The following is a 20691-nucleotide window of genomic DNA, read 5'->3' as shown; positions in this document are numbered from 1 at the left end:
GGACACTGTGGGGTTTTGGCGTCGAGTCAGCGAAAGTTCTAGCGAGTTACAGCTGTCGCGGGCAATGCGTTAGAACAGTAACAGGTCGTATCGGTGTTGGGCAGGCCGCCGCCGACTGCCGGACAACGGGCCGGGTGTCTTGCGCAGGGCCGGAATCTTTAGGGTCTGCACCGAAAAATAAAGTGCTCAAGTCGAGCCCCGCGAGACCCGAAATCCAGGCAACGGGCCTCACCGGTCCGTCTGGCAGCCAGTGTCGGCACTGGCAGACATTGGCAACGGATGCCGGATCCACCGGCTTGCAACAGGAGTAGTCACCATGGCCTCGATCATCAACACCAACATCGGTTCGCTCAACGCCCAGCGCAACCTGGCCGCGAGCCAGAACTCGCTGGCGACCTCGATCCAGCGTTTGTCGTCCGGCCTGCGCGTCAACAGCGCCAAGGACGACGCCGCCGGCCTCGCCATCGCCTCCCGCCTGGACGCCCAGGCCCGCGGCATGAACGTGGCGGCCCGCAATGCCAACGACGGCATCTCGCTGGCGCAGACGGCCGAAGGCGCGCTGGCCCAGATCGGCAACAACCTGCAGCGCATGCGCGAACTGGCCGTGCAGTCGGCCAACGACACCAACACCAGCACCGACCGCACGGCCCTGGACAACGAGTTCAAGCAGCTCGCCCAGGAAAACTCGCGGATCATCACCAACACCAAGTTCAACGGCCAGTCGCTGCTGACCGGCACGGGGGGCTCCAGCGGCACGTTCACCTTCCAGGTGGGCGCCAACACGTCGGCGGACAACCAGATCTCCGTCGCCACCACCGACGTGGCAGGCGCGATGACCACCGCCACCCAGGGCGCCTCGGCAACCCTGGGCACGACCGCCGCCAGTGCACGCACCGCCATGACGGCGATCGATTCGGCCATCGACAGCATCTCGAACTCGCGCTCCACCTTCGGTGCCGCCCAGAACCGTTTCGAGGCCACCATCACCAACCTGCAGACCGCGGCCGAGAACACCAGCTCCGCCAAGAGCCGGATCACCGATGCCGACTTCGCCGTCGAGACGGCCAACCTGTCGCGCGCGCAGATCCTGCAGCAGGCCGGCACCTCGATGGTGGCGCAGGCCAACCAGATGCCCCAGACCGTGCTGAAGCTGCTGGGCTGATCGTTCGCAGGACGAGGGGCGCGCTGCCGCCCGGCAGGGCGTCTCCATCGAGGCGGCTGGCGATTCTTCGCCCGCCGCCTTCAACCATTGAGGAGCACCGCACATGGCCAGCACCGGCACCGTGACGTCGAGCGGCACCAACATCGACATCGACTCCATCGTCAGCAAGCTGATGTCGATCGAGCAGACCTCGGTCACCAAGCTGCAGAACCAGGCGAGCACCATCCAGAGCCAGGTGTCGGCGGTGGGCACGGTCAAGTCGATGCTGTCCACGCTGTCGGATTCGGCCACCGCGCTGACCAAGGCGACGCTGTGGGCCACGAAGACGGCCAGTTCTTCTTCCGCGGCGGTGGGCGTGAAGGTGTTGGACTCCAGCCTGGCGGCCGCCGGCAGCTTCCAGGTGAGCGTGTCGCAACTGGCGCGCTCGCAGTCGGTGTCGTCCTCGGCGGTGGCCGCCACCGATGGCTTCCAGGCGGGCACGCTGTCGATCCAGGTCGGCACCTGGAGCGGCACCTCGGGCACGAGCCCCAGCTTCGCGGCCGGCAGTGCCGCTGCCGTGGACGTCGCCATCAGCGAAGGCGACACGCTCTCCACCGTCGCCTCCAAGATCAACGCGGCCGGCGCCGGGGTGACGGCCAGCGTGGTCACCGACCTGAGCGGCCAGCGGCTCGTGATGCGCTCGGCCACCACCGGCGAGGCCGCGGGCTTCCAGGTCTCGGCCAGCGGCTCGGGCACTGGCACCGCCCTGAGCGGCCTGGCCTTCGACGCGCCGGGCTCGGGCGCCGGCATGGCGGCCAACAGCGTGCAGTGGGCGGCCAACTCCGTCGCGACGGTGGACGGCGTGACCGTCACCTCGGCCACCAACACCGTCACGGGCGCCGTCCCGGGCCTGTCGCTGACGCTGTCGCAGCTGAGTGCCGATCCGGTCACCGTCACCGCCAGCACCGACACCAATGCGCTCACCAACGCGATCCAGGGCTTCGTCAACGCCTACAACAACATCAACAGCCAGATCAACTCGCTGACCTCGTACGACGCGGCCAGCAAGAAGGCGGGGCTGATGCAGGGCGACAGCATGGTGACCGGCCTGCAGACCATGATGCGGCGGCTGGTAGGGACCGCGAATGCGAGCGGCACCTTCACCACCTTGTCGCAGCTGGGCATCTCCATCGGCAAGAGCGCGGACGGCGGCCTCACGCTGGACAGCACCAAGCTGTCCGAAGCGCTGGCCAACCCCGATGCGGTCAAGACCTTCTTCATGGGGGGCAGCGATGGTGCCGGCGGCACGACGGACGGCTGGGCCTCGCGCTTCTCGGCCTTCACCCAGGGCGCCGTGGGCACCGACGGCACGCTGGAGACGCGCACCGCGGCGCTGCAGAAGCAGCTCGACGCCAACTCGGACGACCAGACCAAGCAGACCGACCGCATGACGCTGGTCGAGTCGCGCCTGCGGGCCCAGTACTCGGCGCTGGACGCCAAGCTGAGCACGCTCACCTCGCTGGACACCTACGTCAAGCAGCAGATCGCGCAGTGGAACAAGTCGGGCAGTTGACGTGTAACTGACTTGATTTTGGGCGGCGGCGGCCGATAAAGAAGGAAAGCATCGAATCAGGAGCCGCCATGTACACACCTCCCGCCGCCCGCGTCGCCCGTGCCTACCAGCGCGTCGCGGTCGAATCCAGCATCGAAGGCGGTGCCAGCCCCCACCGCCTGGTGGAGATGCTCTATGAAGGCGTCGGCCAGTCGCTGCTGGCTGCGCAGGGCGCGCTGGCCCGCGGCGACATCGCCGCCAAGGGCGAGCAGATCGGGCGCGCCGTCCGCCTGCTCGAAGAGGGGCTCAAGGCTGGCCTGGACCTGTCGCGCGGCGGCGAGCTGGCAGGTAGACTGCGCGCCTTGTACGACTACTGCATCGGCCGCCTCACCACGGCCAACCTGCGCAACGACGCGGCCATCGTGGCCGAGGTGGCCGCCCTGATCGGTCCCGTGGCGCAGGCCTGGCGCGAGATCGGTCCGCAGGCGCATGCAGTGGCCCCCCAACCGGCCTGAAGCCGCTATGCAGGAGCTCGCGATGTCCCATCGACTGCTGGACTACTACAAGGCGATCGAGGACGCGAGCGTACGCATGCTGGAGGCCGCACGCCGCGAGGACTGGGACGAGGTGGTGCGCTGCGAGGGCGCCTGCGCGGTGCTGATCGAGCAACTGCGCTTCAAGGGCCGCAGCGAGAAGCTGGAGCGCACCGAGCGGGCCGAGAAGGCGCGCATCATGCAGCGCATCCTGCGCAACGATGCCGAGATCCGCGTGCTGGCCGAGCCCTGGCTGTCGGACGTGGCCCAGCTCTTCGACGCTCGCCTGCAGACCATGCACTGAGGGAGCGCCCGGCCGCGCCTCACACCTGCATGTTCATGATGTCCGTGTAAGCCTGCACCAGCCGGTTGCGCACGTTCAGGGTGGCCTGGAAGCCCACCTGGGCCTTCTGGATGGCGACCATGGTCTGCTCCAGGCTGACCTGCGGGTTCTCCATCTGCACTTCCTTCTGCAGGCGCGACGACTCGTTCTGGGCATTGCTCACTTCGCGCAGTGCGCCCGAGAGCGCCGACGAGAAGCCGCCGCCGGCCGCGGCATCCACGCCGGGTGCAGGGCGGGCGGCGCCTGCCGGCCGCAGGCCCGCGGCCGAGGGGGTGACGGTGTTCAGGCGCAGTTCCATGATGGCCCGGATGCTAAGGCGCCCGTCGGCATGCCATGGCGGGAATTGAGGCCGAATCCGGGGCCTTATCCAAGGCTTGGCGGCGGCAGTGCTTCGAATAATCGGCGGCCATGCGGAGGCTGTCCTGGCGTCCGCCCTCCAACGCCGCCGCTCCCCTCATGTCCGCCGCTGCCGCCCAGCTTCCCGCCACCAGCCCCATGCCCGGCAATGCCCTGGTGCCGGCCGGCCTGGCCAGCCGCTTCGCCGCCCTGGACCGCAGCCAGCGCCTGAAGCTGGCGCTCGGCGCCGTGCTGCTGGCGGCGGTGGCCATCGCCGCCATCGTCATGGGGCGTTCGGCCGAATGGCGCGTGCTGTTCTCCAACCTCAGCGACAAGGACGGCGGCGCCATCGTCGCCCAGCTGGCGCAGATGAACGTGCCCTACAAGTACACCGAGGGCGGGGGCGCCATCATGGTGCCGGCCGACAAGGTGCACGACGTGCGGCTGCGCCTGGCCTCGCAGGGCCTGCCCAAGGGCTCGGTCGCCGGCTTCGAGCTGACCGATGCCAACCGCTTCGGCATGACGCAGTTCCAGGAGAAGCTGAGCTTCCAGCGCGGGCTGGAGGGCGAGCTCACGCGTTCCATCCAGGCCCTGGCGGCCGTGCAGTCGGCCCGCGTGCACCTGGCGCTGCCCAACCAGAACGGCTTCTTCCGCGAGCAGCAGAAGCCCTCGGCTTCGGTGCTGCTGACGCTGCATCCGGGCCGCACGCTCGACCGCGCGCAGATCGCCGGCATCGTGCACCTGGTCGCCTCCAGCGTGCCCGAGCTCAGCCCCGCGGCCGTCAGCGTGGTGGACGACAGCGGCAAGCTGCTGTCCAGCACCGGCGACGCCAATGCCAACGGCAGCGTCGATGCCCAGCAACTGGCCTATGTGCAGCAGCTGGAGCAGCTCTACACCCGTCGCATCCTGGACATGCTGGAGCCGGTGGTCGGCAAGCAGAACGTGAAGGCCCAGGTGACGGCCGACGTGGACTTCTCCCAGACCGAGGCCACCAGCGAGGAGCACCGGCCCAACCTGTCGCAGGACGCCAGCGCGGTGCGCAGCCAGCAGACCATCGAGACGGTGGGCGCCACGCCGGCCCAGCCCTCGGGCGTGCCGGGGGCGGCCTCCAACCAGCCGCAACCGCCCGGGGCGCCGGCCGCGCCCATCAACGGCCAGGCCGCCCCGCTGGCCCCCAACGGTGCCCAGGCACAAGGCCAGGCCCAGGCCGGCCAGCGCCCGCCGGGCAAGCGCGAGTCCATCACCAACTACGAGGTCGACAAGACCGTGCGCACCGTGCGCGGCGCGGTGGGCACCGTCAAGCGCCTGTCGGCGGCCGTGGTCGTCAACTACCAGGGTGTGCCCGATGCGCAGGGCAAGGTCACGCCCACCGCGCTGCCCGCGGCCCAGCTGGAGCAGATGACCGCGCTGGTGCGCGAATCCATCGGCTTCAGCAAGGAGCGTGGCGATTCGGTCAACCTGATGAATGCCGCCTTCATGGCCGACGGTGCCGTGGCGCCCGAACTGCCCCTGTGGAAGCGGCCCGAGCTGTACGAGCTGGCCCGCAGCCTGGCCTGGCCGGCGGCCCTGGCCGTGCTGGGCCTGGCCGTGCTCTTCGGCCTGGTACGCCCGGCGCTCAAGGCCCTGGCCCCGCCCAAGCCCGAGGCCGCCAAGGACAAGGCGCCGCAGGAGCCCCTCGCGCTGGAAGGCGGGCCCATCGCCGCGGCCCTGCCGGGCCCGGGCGGCGCGCTGGACGCCGTGGTGGGCGACGACCCCGAGCGCCCGGCGCTGGAAGCCCCCGGTATCGAGGGCGGCCCGGAGCCCATCGCGCTGCCGCGCCCGGAGCTGCTGCTGGAACAGGCCCAGCTCGAAGGCGCCCGCGTCATGGCCCGCCAGAACCCCGCCGCCGTCGCCAACATCGTGCGAGGCTGGATCAACGCAGACGCCGAGAAGGCCTGAGCCGCCATGGACGAACAAGGACTCGAAGACGCCGCCGTGCTGCTCATGTCGCTGGGCGAGCAGGAGGCCGGCGAGGTGCTGCGGCACCTGTCGCCGCGCGAGGTGCAGAAGATCGGCGAGACCATCGCGCGCACGCATGTGGTGTCGCGCGAGCGCCTGGGTGCGGTGGCCGAGCGCTTCATCGCCGCGACGTCGGGCCAGGGCCTGTACGCCGCCGACACGCACCAGTACGTGCGCACGGTGCTGCAGCATGCCCTGGGCGAGGAAAAGGCCGGCATCCTGGCCGACCGCATCCTGCAGACCAGCGACTTGACCGGCATCGAGAACCTCAAGTGGATGGACGCCGTGGCCGTGGCCGAGGTGCTGCGCAACGAGCATCCGCAGATCGTGGCCGCCATCCTGGCCCACCTGGAGCCGGAGCAGGCCGCCGCCATCCTGGTGCAGCTCGGCGAGGACATGCGCGGCGACGTGCTGCTGCGCGTGGCCAAGCTGGAAGGCATCCACCCGGCCGCGCTGGAAGACCTGAACGACGTGATGTTCCGCGTGCTGGCCGGCGGCGGCAAGGTGCGCAAGCCCTCGCCGGGCGGCACCAGGACGGCGGCCGGCATGATCAACCTGCTGGGCGCCGGCAACGACACCTCCGCGCTCGACGCCATCCGCATCCAGGATCCGGACCTGGCCCAGGAGATCGCCGACCTGATGTTCGTCTTCGACGACGTGCTCAAGCTCGACGACCGCTCGGTGCAGTTGCTGCTCAAGGAAGTGGCCACCGAGACGCTCATCGTCGCGCTCAAGGGGGCGGCCGATCCGCTGCGCGACAAGTTCCTGAAGAACATGTCCTCGCGCGCTGCCGAGGCCCTGCGCGAGGACCTGGAGGCCCGTGGCCCGATGCGCGTCTCGGAGGTCGAGGCGCAGCAGAAGGAGATCCTCAAGACGCTGCGCCGTCTGGCCGAAGAAGGCCAGGTGGTGCTGGGCGGCGGCGCGGGCATGGTGTGAGGCCGCCCGTCCTGCCATGTCCCTGGCCTTGCTTGCGCCCATGAGCCGATCCCGACTGATCAGCGCCGAGCGACTGGCCCTGCTGGCCGGCGGCACGGCCGCGCCTTGGACCTTCGAGCGCATGGATGCGCCGCCACCGGCCATCGCCGAGGACGAGGGCCCGCCGCCCGAGCCGCCCATCGACATCGAGGCGCTTCTGGCCGAGGCCCGTGCCCAGGCCTATGCCGAAGGCCACGCCGCCGGCGCCGCCGAGGCCCGGGCGCAGGCCGACAAGGCCATGCGTGCGCTGACCGATGGCCAGTTGCACGAGCAGGCCGAGCGCTTCGCCACCCTGCTCGATGCCGCCCGCGAGGGCCTGGATGCGGCCCAGCAGGACATCGCCCGCGGCACGCTGGACATCGCCTGTGCGCTGGCCCGCCAGGTGCTGCGCCAGGAACTGGCCACCCGGCCCGAACTGCTGGAGCCCGTGGTACGCGAGGCCATCGACCTGCTGGTGGCCGACGGCCGCAGCGTGCGCGTGGTGCTCTCGCCCGACGACCATGCCTGGCTGGCAGCTGCGCTGGAACAGGAATTCGCCAGCCGCGGCCTGACCGTGGTCGCCGAGGGTGCGATGCCGCCGGGCGACTGCCGCCTGGAATCGGCCGGCGCGGTGGTCGACGGCGGCATCGCCCCACGCTGGGCCCGCGCCGTGGCCAGCCTGGGCCTGACCGTGCCCTGGGAGGCGCCCGGCGCGGACCAGGTGCCGGCCACGGCCGCGGCCCGTTCGGCGGACGAACAGGAGTCCGACGTTGATGCCGCCTGAGCGCGCCGTGTGGCAACGCTTCATGGACGACGCGCGCCGCCGCGTCGAGCAGGCGCCCGGCCTGGAGGTGCGGGGCACGCTCACGCGCGTGGCCGGCCTGGTGCTGGAGGCGCGCGGCGTGCGCGAGCCCATCGGCGCCCAGTGCCAGGTGGTGATGCCCGGCAGCGCGCCGGTGCTGGCCGAAGTGGTGGGCTTTTCCGGCGAGCTGGCCTACCTGATGCCCGCCGGCGATGTGCATGGGCTGTCGGCCGGTGCCAGCGTTGTGCCCGCCGCTCCCTACGTGCCGGTGCCCCGCCTGGGCGAGCCCGAACGCGATGTGCGCGCGCGCAGCGGCATGCTGCGCCTGCCGCAGGGGCAGGGCCTGCTGGGGCGCGTGGTCGATCCCCAGGGCATTCCGCTGGACGGCCAGGGGCCCCTGCAGGACGTGGTCGCCGAGCCCATGGACCGCCGCCCCATCAACGCCATGGACCGCGACCCCGTGCGCCTGCCGCTGGACACGGGCGTGCGGGCCATCAATGCGCTGCTCACCGTCGGCCGTGGCCAGCGCATCGGCCTGTTCGCCGGCTCGGGCGTGGGCAAGAGCGTGCTGCTGGGCATGATGGCCCGCTACACCGCGGCCGACGTCATCGTGGTTGGCTTGATCGGCGAGCGCGGCCGCGAGGTCAAGGAATTCATCGAGGACATCCTGGGCGAGGAGGGGCGCGCCCGCTCGGTGGTGGTGGCCGCGCCCGCCGATGCGCCGCCGCTGCTGCGGATGCAGGGCGCCGCCTATGCCACGGCCGTGGCCGAGCATTTCCGCGACCGGGGCCAGCATGTGCTGCTGCTCATGGATTCGCTTACCCGCTATGCCATGGCGCAGCGCGAGATCGCGCTGGCCATCGGCGAGCCGCCAGCCACCAAGGGCTATCCGCCCTCGTGCTTCGCGCGGCTGCCGCAGCTGGTGGAGCGCAGCGGCAACGGCCTCAACGGCGTGGGCTCGATCACCGCCTTCTACACCGTGCTGTCCGAAGGGGACGACCAGCAGGACCCGATCGCCGACGCGGCCCGCGCCATCCTGGACGGGCACATCGTGCTGTCCCGCGCCCTGGCGGAAGAGGCGCACTACCCGGCCATCGACATCGAGCAGTCGGCCTCGCGCGTGATGCACAACGTGGCCACGCCGGAACACCTGGAGGCGGCGCGGCGCTTTCGCACGCTCTATGGCCGCTACCGCAGCAGCCGCGACCTGGTGCGGGTGGGCGCCTACGCGGCGGGCAGCGATGCGGTGCTGGACGAGGCGATCCGCCTGCAGCCCGTGATGAGCGCCTTCCTGCAGCAGGACATGCGCGAAGGCGCGCCCATGGACGAAAGCGTTGCCGGCCTGCAGTACATCGCCGACGCCGTGCAGGCGAACTGACCGGCGCCCGATCTTTTTTTCCGAGGATGTCCATGACCGCACCCAAGACCGACGCGTTGGCCATGGCCGAGCAGATGGCTCGGGCCCGGCGCGATGCCGTGGCGCAGCAGCTGGCTGTGGCGCGCCAGGCCTGGGTCGCGGCGCAGCTGCAGCTGGACCAGCTGGAAGGCTATGCGCAGGAAACCACCGCCCGCTGGGGTGCCTCCGAAGCGCGGCATGCGCCCGAGATCATGCGGCACCACTACCAGTTCATGGACCGGCTGCACCACACCATCCGGATGCAGACCGGCATCCTGGAGCAGCATGCGCAGGCGGTCTCGCGGATCTCTGCCAAGGTGCGCGAGGCCGAGCAGAAGCTCGAAGCGCTGCGCCAGGTGATCGCCAGCCGCGACGCCAAGGCACGCCAGGCCGAGCAGCGGCGGGAGCAGAAGGCCGCCGACGAACTGGCGGCGCAGGTGCACCGGCGTGGCCCGGGGCGTGCGTCGTGGGAGGGCCGGTGACCGTCGTGTCGGCCTCTGCGGCCGGCGCCGCCACGGCCAAGGCGCCGACGGGGCTGCCGGCTCCGGGTGGCGAGGTGGGCCTGCAGGCCCGGGCGGCCGGTGAGGGCGCCGGATTCGCGTCGCTGCTTCGGCAAGCCAACGGGGCCGAGGCGCAGGCGCCGGCCGGCGCGTCGCAGGGGAGCGCCGCGCGCGCGCGGCCTCCGGGCGCCGAACGAGCCCCGGACGGAGCGCATCGCCCGGCGACGGCGGCCGCGGAGGCAGAAGCGGCGCCCTCGGTGCCCACGCCGCCCGATGCGGCCGCGGACACATTGGCAGCGCCCGGCACGGACCACAGCGACAAGGATGAAACGGAAGCGCTGCAGGAAGATCCGCCGGCCGCCGTCGCTGCGCAGGACCTGGCGCTGATGCTCTCGCAGCGCCAGCAGACGCCCGATGGTGCCCAGGCTGGCAGCGCGGAGCCCGCGGCAGGGTTGGGCGTCGAGGCCGTCGGCGATGCCGCGGCGGGCGGGCCGGCAGGCCGCGCGTCCGTCATGTCGGCCGGCGCCGGCCTGGCGTCCGCCGCAGGGCCGGGCGGCGGTGCCCAGGAGCGCGAGGGTGCGATGGCCGGGAGCCCGGCAGCGCCGCATGGCGCGCGCAGCGCCGCGACCCCCGTCGTCCAGACGCCGGCCGAAGCGGCCACCGCGGCCGTGTCCGCCCGCTGGCAGACCCGCATGCTGGGCCAGGCCCTGGCCGATCACCGGCCGGTGCCTGAGGTGGCCGCGCCCGCGCATCCGGCCGGCGCGTCCGCGCATGGGCACGCCGGCGCCGCGGGCGCCCTGCTGCCGCAGTCGCCGTCGAATCCGGTGCTGGCCGCACAACATGGGGCAGCGGCGACGCCGCCGATCGCGCCGGATGCGGCAGCGGTCCAGCCGCCGTCTGCCCTCCTGCCGGCAGAGGCGGTGCTTGCCGCGGGCTGGAAGCGCGTCGACGAGCCCGATGCCGATGCGTCCGCTACGACTTCGACGACGGTCGTGCCGCCCGGCTGGCCGGTTGGTGGTGCGCCCGATCTGGGCGGCACGCTGCCCGTCACCGCGCCCTTGGCCGCCACGCACGTGGGCGCCGCCTGGGGCGACGCCTCGGACGCGCTGCTCGACCCGATCAGCTGGTGGGCGGCGCAGCAGGTGCAGGGCGCACAGCTCACGGTCGCGGGGCCGGGCGACGCGCCCGTCTCGGTGCAACTGCGGCTGCAGGGGCAGGAGGCGCAGGTGCTCTTCCAGAGCGACGACCGGCAGGCGCGCCAGTTGATCCACCAGTCGCTGCCGCAGCTGGAGCAGATGCTGGCCGGCCAGGGCCTGAGCCTGGGCTCGGCCAGCGTGGGCACCGCGCCGGGCCAGGGGCAGGGCACCGGCGCGCAGGCGCAGGGTGGCGGCTCGACGCCGCCGGAGTCCGGGGCCGGCCGGTCTTCGGCCGACCCGGCCGACATGCCCCCCGCGATGGCATCGGTCGGGACGCGCCGACCGGGTCGTGGCGCGCTCGACCTCTTCGTGTAATCCGGAAAGAAGCCGGTTTTCCTGCCTTTGTTCCGCGGCTCGGCCCGGGCGGGTGCGCCGAATAATTCCGCCAAGGTCCGGTGCCGGGCCCTGCAAACCGAGGGGAATGATCCGTGTCCGCCAATGCCGCCGCCGAAGGGGCCGCCAAGCCCAAGAGCAACCTCATCAAGATCGTGCTGATCGTCGTGGCCGTGCTCGTGCTGGCGGGCGGCGCCGCCGGCGGAACCTGGTTCTTCATGAAGGGTGGCAGCCATGCCAAGGGCAAGGACACCCATGCCGAGGCCGCGGCCGGCGACGAGGAGGACGACGAGGCGCCCTCGTCGGCCAAGAAGCCCGCCCCGATCTACATGGCCCTGGACAACATGGTGGTCAACCTGGCCGACCCCGGCGGTGACCGCTTCGCGCAAATCGGCGTGACGCTCGAACTCAGCGACGAGAAGCTGGGCGACCAGATCAAGCAGCGCCTGCCGGCCGTGCGCAGCAGCATCCTGATGCTGGTCTCGCAGCGCACCGCGGAGGAGCTGCTGCGGCGCGACGGCAAGGACAAGCTGGCCCAGGACATCGTCATGGAGGTCTCCCGCGTGGCCGGGCTGCGCACGCCGCGCCCCATCCGCACCGACGGCGAGGGCGACAGGCGACCGCTGACCCAGCGCTACACCGGCCCCATCCGCGCCGTGCTGTTCGCCAGCTTCATCGTGCAGTGAGCGCGTGCCGTGCCCGGAGGTGAAGCGATGAGCGAGGACTCCCTTTCCGACCCCGCGCAGGCCGCCACGCCGCCTGGCGTGCTGGAGCTGCTGCCCAGCGACCGGCGCGTGCGCCAGCCGCTGCCCATGCTGGACGTGGTCAACGAACGCTTCGTGCGCCACCTGGGCCAGGGGCTGTTCCAGCTGTCGCGCCGCAGTGCGCAACTGGGCGCCGCGAGCGTGCAGGTCCGCCGCTGGGAAGAGGTCATGGCCGACTACACCGGCGAGCTGGCCATGCCCGCCTGCTTCGGCGTGTACGGCCTGCAGCCACTGCGCGGCCAGGCGCTGTTTGCCTGCGACAGCGGTTTCGTCTCGGCCCTGGTGGATGCGCTGTACGGTGGCGGCGGCACGGTCCACACCCCCATCGACCGCGACTTCTCGCCCACCGAGCAGCGCGTGATCCAGCGGCTGATGGTGCTGCTGGGCCAGGAGTACGCCCGCGCCTGGAAGGACGTCTATCCACTGGTGCCCAGCTATCTGCGCCACGAGCGGCTGCCGCAGTTCACCGGCGTTGCGACGCCGCAGGATGCGCTGGTGGTGACCACGCTGTCTGTCGCGCTCGGCACCTACGAAGGCCAGCTGCGCCTGTGCCTGCCCTACGCGGCGCTGGAGCCGATCCGCGACGTGCTCTATGGGCCGCAACAGGCCACCGCGCTGGCGGAGGACCGCCGCTGGGTCGGCCAGCTGGCACGCGAGATCCAGGCCGCCGAGGTCACGCTGGTGGCCGAACTGGCCCAGGCGGAACTGAGCGTGGCCGATCTGCTGGCCATGAAGCCCGGCGACTTCATCCAGCTGGACCGCCAGCCGATGGTGCTGGCCACCATCGAAGGCGCCCCCGTCTTCGCCTGCCGCTACGGCACGCACAACGACCGCTATGCGCTGCGCATCGAGCAGCACCTCGGCAGCCAAGGAGCCTTCCATGAGCAATGACACCTCTTCCTCTTCCGCCGCCTGGGCCGAGCCGCTGGAGCCCGGCGAGCCTGGCGCCGCCGCGGCCACGCCCGATGCGGCGGCGATGGCACAGGACATCCAGCGCGTGCTGGACATCCCGGTGCAGCTGTCGGTGGAATTGGGCCGCAAGAAGGTGCCGATCAAGCAGGTGCTGCAGATGGGGCAGGGGACCATCGTCGAGCTGGACACGCTGGCCGGCGAGCCCATGGATGTGCTGGTCAACGGCTACCTGGTCGCGCAGGGCGAGGTGGTGGTGGTCAACAACCGCTTCGGCATCCGGCTGACCGATGTGGTGACGCCTTCCGAGCGCCTGCGTCGCGTGCACCGCGCCTGAGCGCCTTTTCCTTCGATCCGATCCGGGTGCTTGCCGCGTGACGCAGAGCCTTCTCACCATCGTCCTCTTCATTGCGCTGATCGCGTCGCTGCCCTTCGTGCTGCGGCGCCTGCGCGCACGGCAATTGCTGGCGCCGGGCGCGGCCGATGCGGCGTCGCGCGTGGTGTCGGCGGTGGCCGTGGGGCCGCAGCAGCGGGTGGTCACCGTGGAAGTCGGGCCGGCCCATGCGAGGACCTGGCTGGTGCTGGGCGTGACGGCGCAGGCGGTGAACTGCCTGCACACCCTGCCTGCGGCCGGCATCCTCCCTGTCCAGGAGCCCGGCGATGCGTAAGTGGATCGCGGGCGCGGGCCTCGGCCTGGCGCTCATCGCGCCGGTGCTCGCGCAGCAGGCGCCCGCGGCCGGTCAGCTGCCGCTGCTGATCGGGCAGGGCGCCGGCGGCACCAGCTACTCGGTGCCCATCCAGACGCTGCTCTTCTTCACCGCGCTGAGCTTCCTGCCGGCCGTGGTGCTGATGATGACGGGCTTCACCCGCATCGTGATCGTGCTGTCGCTGCTGCGGCAGGCCATGGGCACGCAGGCTGCGCCGCCCAACCAGGTGATCATCGGCCTCTCGCTCTTCCTCACGCTCTTCGTGATGGGGCCGACGCTGGACAAGGTCTACGCCGAGGCCTACGAGCCCTACAGCCGCAACGCGATCGCGTTCGACGAGGCGCTCTCGCGCGCCGAGCAGCCGATGCGCCAGTTCATGCTCAAGCAGACGCGGCAGTCCGACTTCGCGCTGTTCGCGCGGCTGGCCAAGCTGCCCTCGGAGACCACGGCCGAGACGGCGCCGTTGCGCGTGCTGATCCCGGCCTTCGCCACCAGCGAGCTGAAATCGGCCTTCCAGATCGGCTTCATGATCTTCATCCCCTTCCTGGTGATCGACATCGTGGTGTCCAGCGTGCTGATGTCGCTGGGCATGATGATGCTGTCGCCGGTGCTGGTGGCGCTGCCCTTCAAGCTCATGCTCTTCGTGCTGGCCGACGGCTGGAACCTGCTGCTGGGCTCGCTCGCCGCCAGCTTCATTACCTGACCGCTCTCTTCGAGGACCTTTTCCATGAACGCCCAGATGGTGCTGACGACCGGCCAGGACGCATTGCTGCTGCTGCTGATGGTCTCCGCGCCCGTGCTGCTGGCCGTGTTGGCGGTCGGCCTGGTGGTGAGCATCTTCCAGGCCGTCACGCAGATCAACGAGGCCACGCTCGCCTTCGTGCCCAAGCTGGTCGCGGCCGTGGCCGTGCTGGCCATCGCCGGGCCCTGGATGCTGACGATGCTGGTGGATTACCTGCGCCGCATCATCGAGTCGCTGCCCAGCGTCGTCGCGTGATCTCCCGCCCGGCACCGGGCAGTCGGCCGGCCGTGCGAGCCCACGCATGCTGACCTTCAGCGAAGCCCAGCTCACGGCGTGGATCACGCCCGTGCTCTGGCCCTTCCTGCGGGTGCTGGGCCTGTTCACCACCGCCCCCGTGTTCTCCTCGCGCGCGCTGCCCGTGCGCGCGCGCATCGGCCTGGCCTTTGTCATCGCCCTGTGCGCGCAGGGCGTGCTGCCGCCGGCCCCCGCCATCGGCGTGGACAGCCCGCTGGCCCTGGGAGCGCTGGTCCAGCAGGCCGGCATCGGCATGGCCATCGGCTTCGCGGCGCGGCTGATCCTGGCCGCCGTGGAATTGGCGGGCGAACTGGCTGGCCTGCAGATGGGCCTGAACTACGCCAGCTTCTTCGATCCGATCAACAACACGCAGGCCAGCGCCGTGTCGCGCTTCTTCGGCACGCTGGCCACCTTGCTCTTCGTGGTGGTCAATGGCCACCTCGCGGTCCTGATGGCCGTCATCAAGAGCTTCGAGGTGTTCCCCATCGGCGGCGGCCTCATGGATGCGCTGATGCGGGTGCGTGTGCACGAACTGGGCGCCGAGCTCTTCGCCAGCGCACTATGGATCGCATTGCCGATGGTCGGGCTGCTGCTCTTCGTCAACCTGGTGCTCGGCATCATCTCGCGCGTGGCGCCGCAGATGAACATCTACGCCATCGGCTTTCCGGTGACGCTCACGGCCGGCATGGCGGCCATGGCCTGGGTGCTGCCGATGCTGGAGTCGCCGCTGCTGGGCCTGATCGACCGGATGCTGGGCGGTTTCGTGGGTGGCCGTTGAGGCCAAGCCTCAACTGCGCTTGCCTTGCGCCAGCGCTGGGCCTACTGCGGCACGCAGAAGTAGCCGCCCCCGTCGAAGGGACGGCCGAGCCCGTCTTCGGCGCGTGCGTGGTAGCCGGTGGGTTTCCAGTGTGTGCCGTTCTTGTCGAGCGAGCCACACACGCGGTCGCCGGCCGAAGCCAGCGTCTGGGGCACCGGGCCGAAGGCGCCCGGACGGTCCCACACCCAGGTGTCGCCTTCCTTGACGAGCCGCGGAGGAATCGGGTCCTCGCGGTCTCCGGGACGGGCCATCCAGGCACAGCCCTGCAGGGTGAGGAGGACGAGCACGGGCAGCAGGAAAGTCGAGCGCTTCACGGTGTATTCCAGTCGAGCCAATAGCCCCGGGATGGGGGTCTGGGCGGCAGTCTAGGAATCGATGCAGGCGTCGGATCGGCCTGCTGTCAAGCGCTTAACATTTGCAAAGCAACATTCACGAACCCGAGGAAAGGGCGCGAATGCACGCGCCCGACCCACAGCGGTGACACAGAGGAGATGGGGGAGGGATCGCGAACCCGGCGGGTTCGAGGCCCGCTGGCGCGGACACGATGATCGAAGAAGAAGGTGACGAGCCTTACCCCCGGCACTGGCTACGCAGTTAGGGCTGCTTGGTTCCCCACCTGACCCGGTTGGCCGCTTGACCATGCGGGGAGGCCCGTCGAGGTCGATCATAACCCAGGCTTGCAAGCCATCCCGCGGCGGCGGGCCATCCCGGGGCCGCGGGCACCGCCTCTTAGAATCGACCGGATGTCCTACCTCGTGCTCGCCCGCAAATACCGTCCTCGCAATTTCGGCGAGATGGTGGGCCAGGAGCATGTGGTGCAGGCCCTGAGCAATGCGCTCACGCAGCAGCGGCTGCACCATGCCTACCTCTTCACCGGCACCCGCGGCGTGGGCAAGACCACGGTCTCGCGCATCCTGGCCAAGTCGCTCAACTGCCAGGGGCCGGACGGCCAGGGCGGCATCACCGCCACGCCCTGCGGCGTGTGCCAGGCCTGTACCGACATCGACGCCGGCCGCTTCGTCGACTACACCGAACTGGATGCGGCTTCCAACCGTGGCGTGGACGAGGTCCAGGGCCTGCTGGAGCAGGCCGTCTACAAGCCGGTGCAGGGGCGCTTCAAGGTCTTCATGATCGACGAAGTGCACATGCTCACGAACACCGCGTTCAACGCGATGCTCAAGACGCTGGAAGAGCCGCCCGAGTACCTCAAGTTCGTCCTGGCCACCACCGACCCGCAGAAGGTGCCGGTCACGGTGCTCAGCCGCTGCCTGCAGTTCAACCTGCGGCCCATGGCGCCCGAGACGGTGCTGGATCACCTGACGCGTGTCCTGGGCGCCGAGCAGATCGAGGCTGAGCCGGGCGCGCTGCGCCTGCTGTCGCGTGCGGCGCGCGGCTCCATGCGCGATGCGCTGTCCCTCACCGACCAGGCGATCGCCTATGGCAACGGCAGCCTGGCCGAAGGCGGTGTGCGCCAGATGCTGGGCAGTGCCGACCGGGGCCATGTGCATGCGCTGATCGACGCCCTGGCGCGTGGCGATGGTGGCACCGTGGTCGAGACCGTCGAGGCCATGCGCGTGGCCGGCCTGGCCGCCGCGTCCACGCTGGAGGAGATGACGGCCGTGCTCCAGGCCATGGCGGTGCTGCAGGCCGTGCCCGCCCGCGCCGCGGCCGTCGATGCCGCCGACCCGGATGCGGCCGAGGTGGCGCGGCTGGCCGGCGCCATGCCCGCCGACGAGACGCAACTGCTCTACAGCATCTGCCTGCATGGCCGTGCGGAACTGGGTCTGGCGCCCGACGAGTACGCCGGGCTCACCATGGTGCTGCTGCGTCTGCTGGCCTTCAAGCCTGCGGGCGCGGCTGAAAAAAAAAGTCCGCTGAACGCTGAGGCGCGGCCGGCACCCGCCGGCATGGCGGTGGCGCCTGCGACGCCGCGGGGCTCGTCCGCGGCGCAGGCGTCTGCATCCGCGCCACCGGCTGCGCATGCGCATCCCGCACAGTTGCCGGAGACGCCTTCCGAACGGCTACCGGCGGAGCGGATGCCCCCTGCGCAGCAGGCATCGCCGGCGCCCGTCGTCCTGCGTGCCGAGGCCGAGACGCACGCCGTCTCCGTTGCACGTCCCGCCCCCGTGGCGCCCGCTTCCGCACCCGCCGCCGGGCACCCCGTGCAAAGGCTGCCGGTCGTCGACATGCGGGGCCGCAGTCCTTCGCCGCCGCCCAGGCCGGCGCCCGCGACCGGCGAGCCCGACACGCCGGTGGTTGCCGTGCCGCTGCGCGTGCAGCCGCCGCCGGGCGCGCGCGAGGCGCCGCGCGAGTCCGCCGCCGGGCGCATCCGTCCCAGCGAGGAGGGCGATTTCTGGCACCAGACCGTGATGGGCCTCGTGGCCGCCGAGGCGATCAATGCCCTGGCACGCGAACTGGCGCTGCAGTCGCAGCTCGTGGCGCGGGACGTCGACCAGTGGCTGCTGCGCGTGGAGCGCGAAACCCTCAACCAGGGCGCCAGCCGCGAGCGGCTGCAGAATGCCCTGGCCGGCGCCGGCCACGCCGTGCGGCTGGCCATCGAGGTGGGCGCCGTGGTCGACAGCCCGGCGCTGCGCAACAGGGCGGCTGCCGAGGCCCGCCAACTCGCGGCCGAGCAAGCCATCATGGGCGATCCCGATGTGCAGGCGCTGATGCGCCAGTGGGATGCCCGCATCGTGCCCGGCTCCCTCAAGCCGGCCTGATTCCGTTCACCGACAACCTTATCTCCAGACCTAGGAAGGAACCCGCCCCATGTTCAACAAAGGACAACTCGCCGGCCTGATGAAGCAGGCCCAGGCCATGCAGGACAACCTCAAGAAGGCCCAGGAAGAACTGGCGCACATCGAGGTCGAAGGCGAATCCGGCGCCGGCCTGGTCAAGGTCGTCATGACCTGCAAGCACGACGTCAAGCGCGTGACCATCGACCCCAGCCTGCTGGCCGACGACAAGGACATGCTTGAGGACCTCGTGGCTGCCGCCTTCAATGCCGCCGTGCGCAAGGCCGAGGAGACTAGCGAGCAGAAGATGGGCAAGATCACGGCCGGTATGCCGGGCCTGCCCGGTGGCATGAAGTTCCCCTTCTGAGCCAGCCTTCCGCCGCTCCACCATGTCCGACGCCCATTCGCTCGACACGCTGATCGAGGCGCTGCGGCGCCTGCCGGGTGTGGGCGCCAAGTCGGCCTCGCGCATGGCCTTCCATCTGCTGCAGCATGATCGCAACGGCGCGCAGGTGCTGTCCCGCGCGCTGCAGGACGCGGTGCTGCAGGTGCACCACTGCAGCCGCTGCAACACCTTCACCGAGGCCGAGCTGTGCGAGGTCTGCCGCGACCCGCAGCGCGACGCCAGCAAGCTGGCGGTGGTGGAGACGCCGGCCGACCAGGCGGCACTGGAGCGGACGGGCGCCTTCCGCGGCTACTACTTTGTGCTGATGGGGCGTTTGAGTCCGCTCGACGGCGTGGGCCCGCGCGACATCGGCCTGCACCAGCTCGTGGCGCGGGCCACCGACGGCCATGTGCGCGAAGTGATTGTCGCCACCAACTTCACGGCCGAAGGCGAGGCGACGGCCCATGTGATCGCCGAGGCGCTGCGCAGCCGCGGCCTGACCGTGACGCGCCTGGCGCGTGGCGTGCCGGCCGGCAGCGAGCTGGAGTACGTCGACCTGGGCACCATCGCGCACGCGCTGGTCGACCGCCGTTGAGGCGCAAGGCATGAACGCGAGCCATCTGACGCTGGCCTACTGGTGCGTGCTGGTGGCCGCCTTGCTGCCCTACCTGACGGCCTACATCGCCAAGGCGGGCGCCTTCGCCCGCCGCGACAACGATGCGCCACGCGACTGGGCCTGCCGCCTGGAGGGCTGGCGCGCGCGGGCCATGGCGGCCCATGCCAATGGTTTCGAAAGCCTGCCCTTCTTCATCGGTGCGGTGGTCATCGCCCACCAGTACGGCGCGGCGCAGGCGCGGCTCGATGCCCTCGCGGTCGCCTACGTGCTGCTGCGGGTGGTGTTCGTGTCGCTCTACATCCGCGGACGCAGCACGATGCGCAGCGCCGTGTTCGCGCTGGCGCTGCTGGTCAACATCGCGATCCTCTTCGTCGGGCGCTGAGCCACCCGGTGGGCGGTAGGGGGCCGCCGCTGCCCGCGGTGCGTTCCGTGGAAACCCGTGTGGGGGATGGTCCGGATGCTGCTGCGCGTCGGCGCCTCCTAAGCTCGTGGCAAATGCCCGGGCTCTCCTGAAGGGCGCGGCCCCCTCGATGCGACGGGGCGGCGACCCTGTCAGCGAGCACCACAGCCTTGCCAGAGAGGAACCACCGCCGCCATGCTCCACCGCCGCGCCTTCTGCGCCGCGGCCGCCGCAGGTGCCGCGCTGGCCATCGCGCCTGGCGTGCGCACCCAGCCGCGGCTCGAAAAGAACCGCGTCGTCATTGCCGTCGCGGGCAAGGGCTCGTTCTACTACCTGCCCCTGACGCTGTCCGAGCAGCTGGGCTACTTCCGGGCCGAGGGCCTGGACGTGGAGGTGGTGGACCATGCGGCGGGCGCGCGGGCCCTGCAGGCCCTGCTGAGCGGTTCGGCCGATATCTGCTCGGGCGCCTTCGAGCACACGCTGAACCTGCAGGCCGGCGGCCAGTTCTTCCCTTGCTTCGTGCTGCAGGGCCGCGCGCCCCAGGTGGCCATGGGCACGTCGACCAAGGGCTTTGCGGCCTATCAGGCGGTGCCCGATCTGCGCGGGCGTCGCGTGGGCGTGTCGGCCGTGGGATCGGCCACGCACATGATGGCCAGCCTGGTGGCGGCCCGCGGCGGCCTGCGCCCTGGCGACGTGCAGTACGTGGGCGTGGGCTCGTCCGCGGGCGCGCTTTCCGCGCTGCGCACGGGCCAGGTGGATGCCATGAGCAACAGCGAGCCGGTGATGACCATGCTCGAACAGAAAGGCGATGTGAAGCTGATCGCCGATTGCCGCACCTTGCGTGGCACGGCCGAGGTGTTCGGCGGTCCCATGCCGGCCGCCTGTCTCTATGCGTCCGAGGACTTCCTGCGGCGCGCACCCAACACGGCGCAGGCGGTGGCCAATGCGGTCGTGCACAGCCTCAAGTGGCTGCAGACGGCCGGGCCCGGCGACCTCATCAAGGCGCTTCCCGAAAGTCACCTGCTCGGCGACCGCGCGTTGTACCTGGCGGCCTTCGACAAGGTGCGCGAGTCGATCGCGCTGGACGGGCTGGTTCCCCCGGAAGGGCCGCGCACGGCACTGGCCGCCATGACCACCTTCGACGCCAGCTTCAGGCCGGAGCGGATCGAGCTGGACCGGCTCTATACCAACGACTTCGCCCAGCGCGCCAAGGAGCGCTTCAAGGCCTGATCGGCGGC

The 20691-nt window shown here is 70.9% G+C and carries 24 protein-coding genes and 1 other RNA gene; 22 read left to right on the top strand and 3 right to left on the bottom strand.

What is annotated here, in order from left to right; genetic code table 11:
• The first annotated feature begins 316 nt into the window (after window positions 1–316).
• From ABIC63_RS03460 to ABIC63_RS03445, 4 genes are all read left to right on the top strand, one after another.
• Window positions 317–1162 (top strand): flagellin N-terminal helical domain-containing protein, encoded by an 846-nt coding sequence (locus ABIC63_RS03460; RefSeq protein WP_234192324.1) that lies wholly within the window; start codon window positions 317–319, stop codon window positions 1160–1162.
• 103 nt (window positions 1163–1265) lie between these two features.
• Window positions 1266–2714 (top strand): flagellar filament capping protein FliD, encoded by a 1449-nt coding sequence (fliD, locus tag ABIC63_RS03455; protein ID WP_294369631.1) that lies wholly within the window; start codon window positions 1266–1268, stop codon window positions 2712–2714.
• A gap of 68 nt (window positions 2715–2782) precedes the next feature.
• The gene (gene fliS, locus ABIC63_RS03450) at window positions 2783–3208 is read left to right on the top strand and encodes a flagellar export chaperone FliS (RefSeq protein WP_017759946.1); all 426 of its coding nucleotides are present in this window, start codon (window positions 2783–2785) and stop codon (window positions 3206–3208) included.
• Between the two features lie 22 nt (window positions 3209–3230).
• Window positions 3231–3530, top strand: a complete 300-nt coding sequence (locus tag ABIC63_RS03445) for a flagellar protein FliT (protein ID WP_043114550.1) — start codon at window positions 3231–3233, stop codon at window positions 3528–3530.
• Window positions 3531–3549: 19 nt separating this feature from the next.
• On the opposite strand, the gene fliE is transcribed toward ABIC63_RS03445, so the two are convergent.
• Window positions 3550–3867: a flagellar hook-basal body complex protein FliE gene (gene fliE / locus ABIC63_RS03440; RefSeq protein WP_294369614.1), complete on the bottom strand. Its 318-nt coding sequence runs from the start codon at window positions 3865–3867 to the stop codon at window positions 3550–3552.
• A 158-nt stretch (window positions 3868–4025) separates the two neighbouring features.
• Between fliE and fliF the strand changes: the two genes are divergently transcribed.
• The 13 genes from fliF (at window position 4026) to fliR (ending at window position 15278) form a co-directional block, all read left to right on the top strand.
• Window positions 4026–5843 carry a flagellar basal-body MS-ring/collar protein FliF gene (gene fliF, locus ABIC63_RS03435; protein WP_502935842.1) on the top strand — a complete coding sequence of 606 codons (1818 nt, stop codon included), beginning with the start codon at window positions 4026–4028 and terminating at the stop codon, window positions 5841–5843.
• Window positions 5844–5849: 6 nt separating this feature from the next.
• Entirely contained in the window at window positions 5850–6839 is a 990-nt protein-coding gene (fliG, locus tag ABIC63_RS03430; RefSeq protein ID WP_017759319.1) for a flagellar motor switch protein FliG, read from the top strand.
• Window positions 6840–6879: 40 nt separating this feature from the next.
• Window positions 6880–7641, top strand: a complete 762-nt coding sequence (locus ABIC63_RS03425; protein ID WP_354318683.1) for a flagellar assembly protein FliH — start codon at window positions 6880–6882, stop codon at window positions 7639–7641.
• Between the two features lie 22 nt (window positions 7642–7663).
• The gene (gene fliI / locus ABIC63_RS03420) at window positions 7664–9037 is read left to right on the top strand and encodes a flagellar protein export ATPase FliI (protein ID WP_502935844.1); all 1374 of its coding nucleotides are present in this window, start codon (window positions 7664–7666) and stop codon (window positions 9035–9037) included.
• Between the two features lie 32 nt (window positions 9038–9069).
• Window positions 9070–9537 carry a flagellar export protein FliJ gene (locus tag ABIC63_RS03415; protein WP_294369610.1) on the top strand — a complete coding sequence of 156 codons (468 nt, stop codon included), beginning with the start codon at window positions 9070–9072 and terminating at the stop codon, window positions 9535–9537.
• Window positions 9534–11066 carry a flagellar hook-length control protein FliK gene (locus ABIC63_RS03410; RefSeq protein ID WP_354318681.1) on the top strand — a complete coding sequence of 511 codons (1533 nt, stop codon included), beginning with the start codon at window positions 9534–9536 and terminating at the stop codon, window positions 11064–11066. The genes ABIC63_RS03415 and ABIC63_RS03410 overlap by 4 nt, the downstream gene beginning before the upstream one ends.
• A gap of 113 nt (window positions 11067–11179) precedes the next feature.
• Entirely contained in the window at window positions 11180–11770 is a 591-nt protein-coding gene (locus ABIC63_RS03405) for a flagellar basal body-associated FliL family protein (protein ID WP_294369604.1), read from the top strand.
• Window positions 11771–11797: 27 nt separating this feature from the next.
• A complete protein-coding gene (fliM, locus tag ABIC63_RS03400) occupies window positions 11798–12739 on the top strand; it encodes a flagellar motor switch protein FliM (RefSeq protein ID WP_294369601.1) in 942 nt (313 codons plus the stop codon).
• A complete protein-coding gene (gene fliN / locus ABIC63_RS03395) occupies window positions 12729–13094 on the top strand; it encodes a flagellar motor switch protein FliN (protein WP_476344937.1) in 366 nt (121 codons plus the stop codon). The genes fliM and fliN overlap by 11 nt, the downstream gene beginning before the upstream one ends.
• 37 nt (window positions 13095–13131) lie before the next feature.
• On the top strand, window positions 13132–13425 hold the full coding sequence (locus ABIC63_RS03390) for a FliO/MopB family protein (RefSeq protein WP_294369596.1): 294 nt from the start codon (window positions 13132–13134) through the stop codon (window positions 13423–13425).
• The gene (fliP, locus tag ABIC63_RS03385; protein WP_294369593.1) at window positions 13418–14167 is read left to right on the top strand and encodes a flagellar type III secretion system pore protein FliP; all 750 of its coding nucleotides are present in this window, start codon (window positions 13418–13420) and stop codon (window positions 14165–14167) included. The genes ABIC63_RS03390 and fliP overlap by 8 nt, the downstream gene beginning before the upstream one ends.
• Window positions 14168–14191: 24 nt before the next feature.
• A complete protein-coding gene (gene fliQ, locus ABIC63_RS03380; RefSeq protein ID WP_017757546.1) occupies window positions 14192–14461 on the top strand; it encodes a flagellar biosynthesis protein FliQ in 270 nt (89 codons plus the stop codon).
• Window positions 14462–14507: 46 nt separating this feature from the next.
• Window positions 14508–15278 carry a flagellar biosynthetic protein FliR gene (gene fliR / locus ABIC63_RS03375; protein ID WP_294369590.1) on the top strand — a complete coding sequence of 257 codons (771 nt, stop codon included), beginning with the start codon at window positions 14508–14510 and terminating at the stop codon, window positions 15276–15278.
• A gap of 41 nt (window positions 15279–15319) precedes the next feature.
• Here fliR and ABIC63_RS03370 read toward each other — a convergent pair whose 3' ends face one another.
• Complete coding sequence (locus ABIC63_RS03370) at window positions 15320–15631, bottom strand: hypothetical protein (protein ID WP_294369587.1); 312 nt, start codon at window positions 15629–15631, stop codon at window positions 15320–15322.
• A gap of 245 nt (window positions 15632–15876) precedes the next feature.
• An RNA gene (gene ffs / locus ABIC63_RS03365) (signal recognition particle sRNA small type) lies at window positions 15877–15973 on the bottom strand.
• 87 nt (window positions 15974–16060) lie between these two features.
• Here ffs and dnaX point away from each other — a divergent pair.
• The 5 genes from dnaX to ABIC63_RS03340 all read left to right on the top strand — a co-directional run bounded on the left by dnaX (window position 16061) and on the right by ABIC63_RS03340 (window position 20683).
• Entirely contained in the window at window positions 16061–18037 is a 1977-nt protein-coding gene (gene dnaX / locus ABIC63_RS03360; RefSeq protein WP_294369585.1) for a DNA polymerase III subunit gamma/tau, read from the top strand.
• A gap of 49 nt (window positions 18038–18086) precedes the next feature.
• Window positions 18087–18419, top strand: coding sequence for a YbaB/EbfC family nucleoid-associated protein (locus tag ABIC63_RS03355; protein ID WP_017759408.1), 333 nt, complete (start codon window positions 18087–18089; stop codon window positions 18417–18419).
• Window positions 18420–18441: 22 nt separating this feature from the next.
• Window positions 18442–19032 carry a recombination mediator RecR gene (gene recR / locus ABIC63_RS03350; RefSeq protein WP_294369580.1) on the top strand — a complete coding sequence of 197 codons (591 nt, stop codon included), beginning with the start codon at window positions 18442–18444 and terminating at the stop codon, window positions 19030–19032.
• A gap of 10 nt (window positions 19033–19042) precedes the next feature.
• A complete protein-coding gene (locus ABIC63_RS03345) occupies window positions 19043–19435 on the top strand; it encodes an MAPEG family protein (RefSeq protein ID WP_354318680.1) in 393 nt (130 codons plus the stop codon).
• Between the two features lie 213 nt (window positions 19436–19648).
• Window positions 19649–20683 carry an ABC transporter substrate-binding protein gene (locus ABIC63_RS03340; protein ID WP_354318678.1) on the top strand — a complete coding sequence of 345 codons (1035 nt, stop codon included), beginning with the start codon at window positions 19649–19651 and terminating at the stop codon, window positions 20681–20683.
• Window positions 20684–20691 lie beyond the last annotated feature (8 nt).

This window comes from Pseudacidovorax sp. 1753, assembly GCF_040544975.1.
In the GTDB taxonomy this organism is placed as follows: Bacteria; Pseudomonadota; Gammaproteobacteria; order Burkholderiales; family Burkholderiaceae_C; genus Xenophilus.
This window is presented reverse-complemented; position numbering and strand designations above follow the sequence as displayed.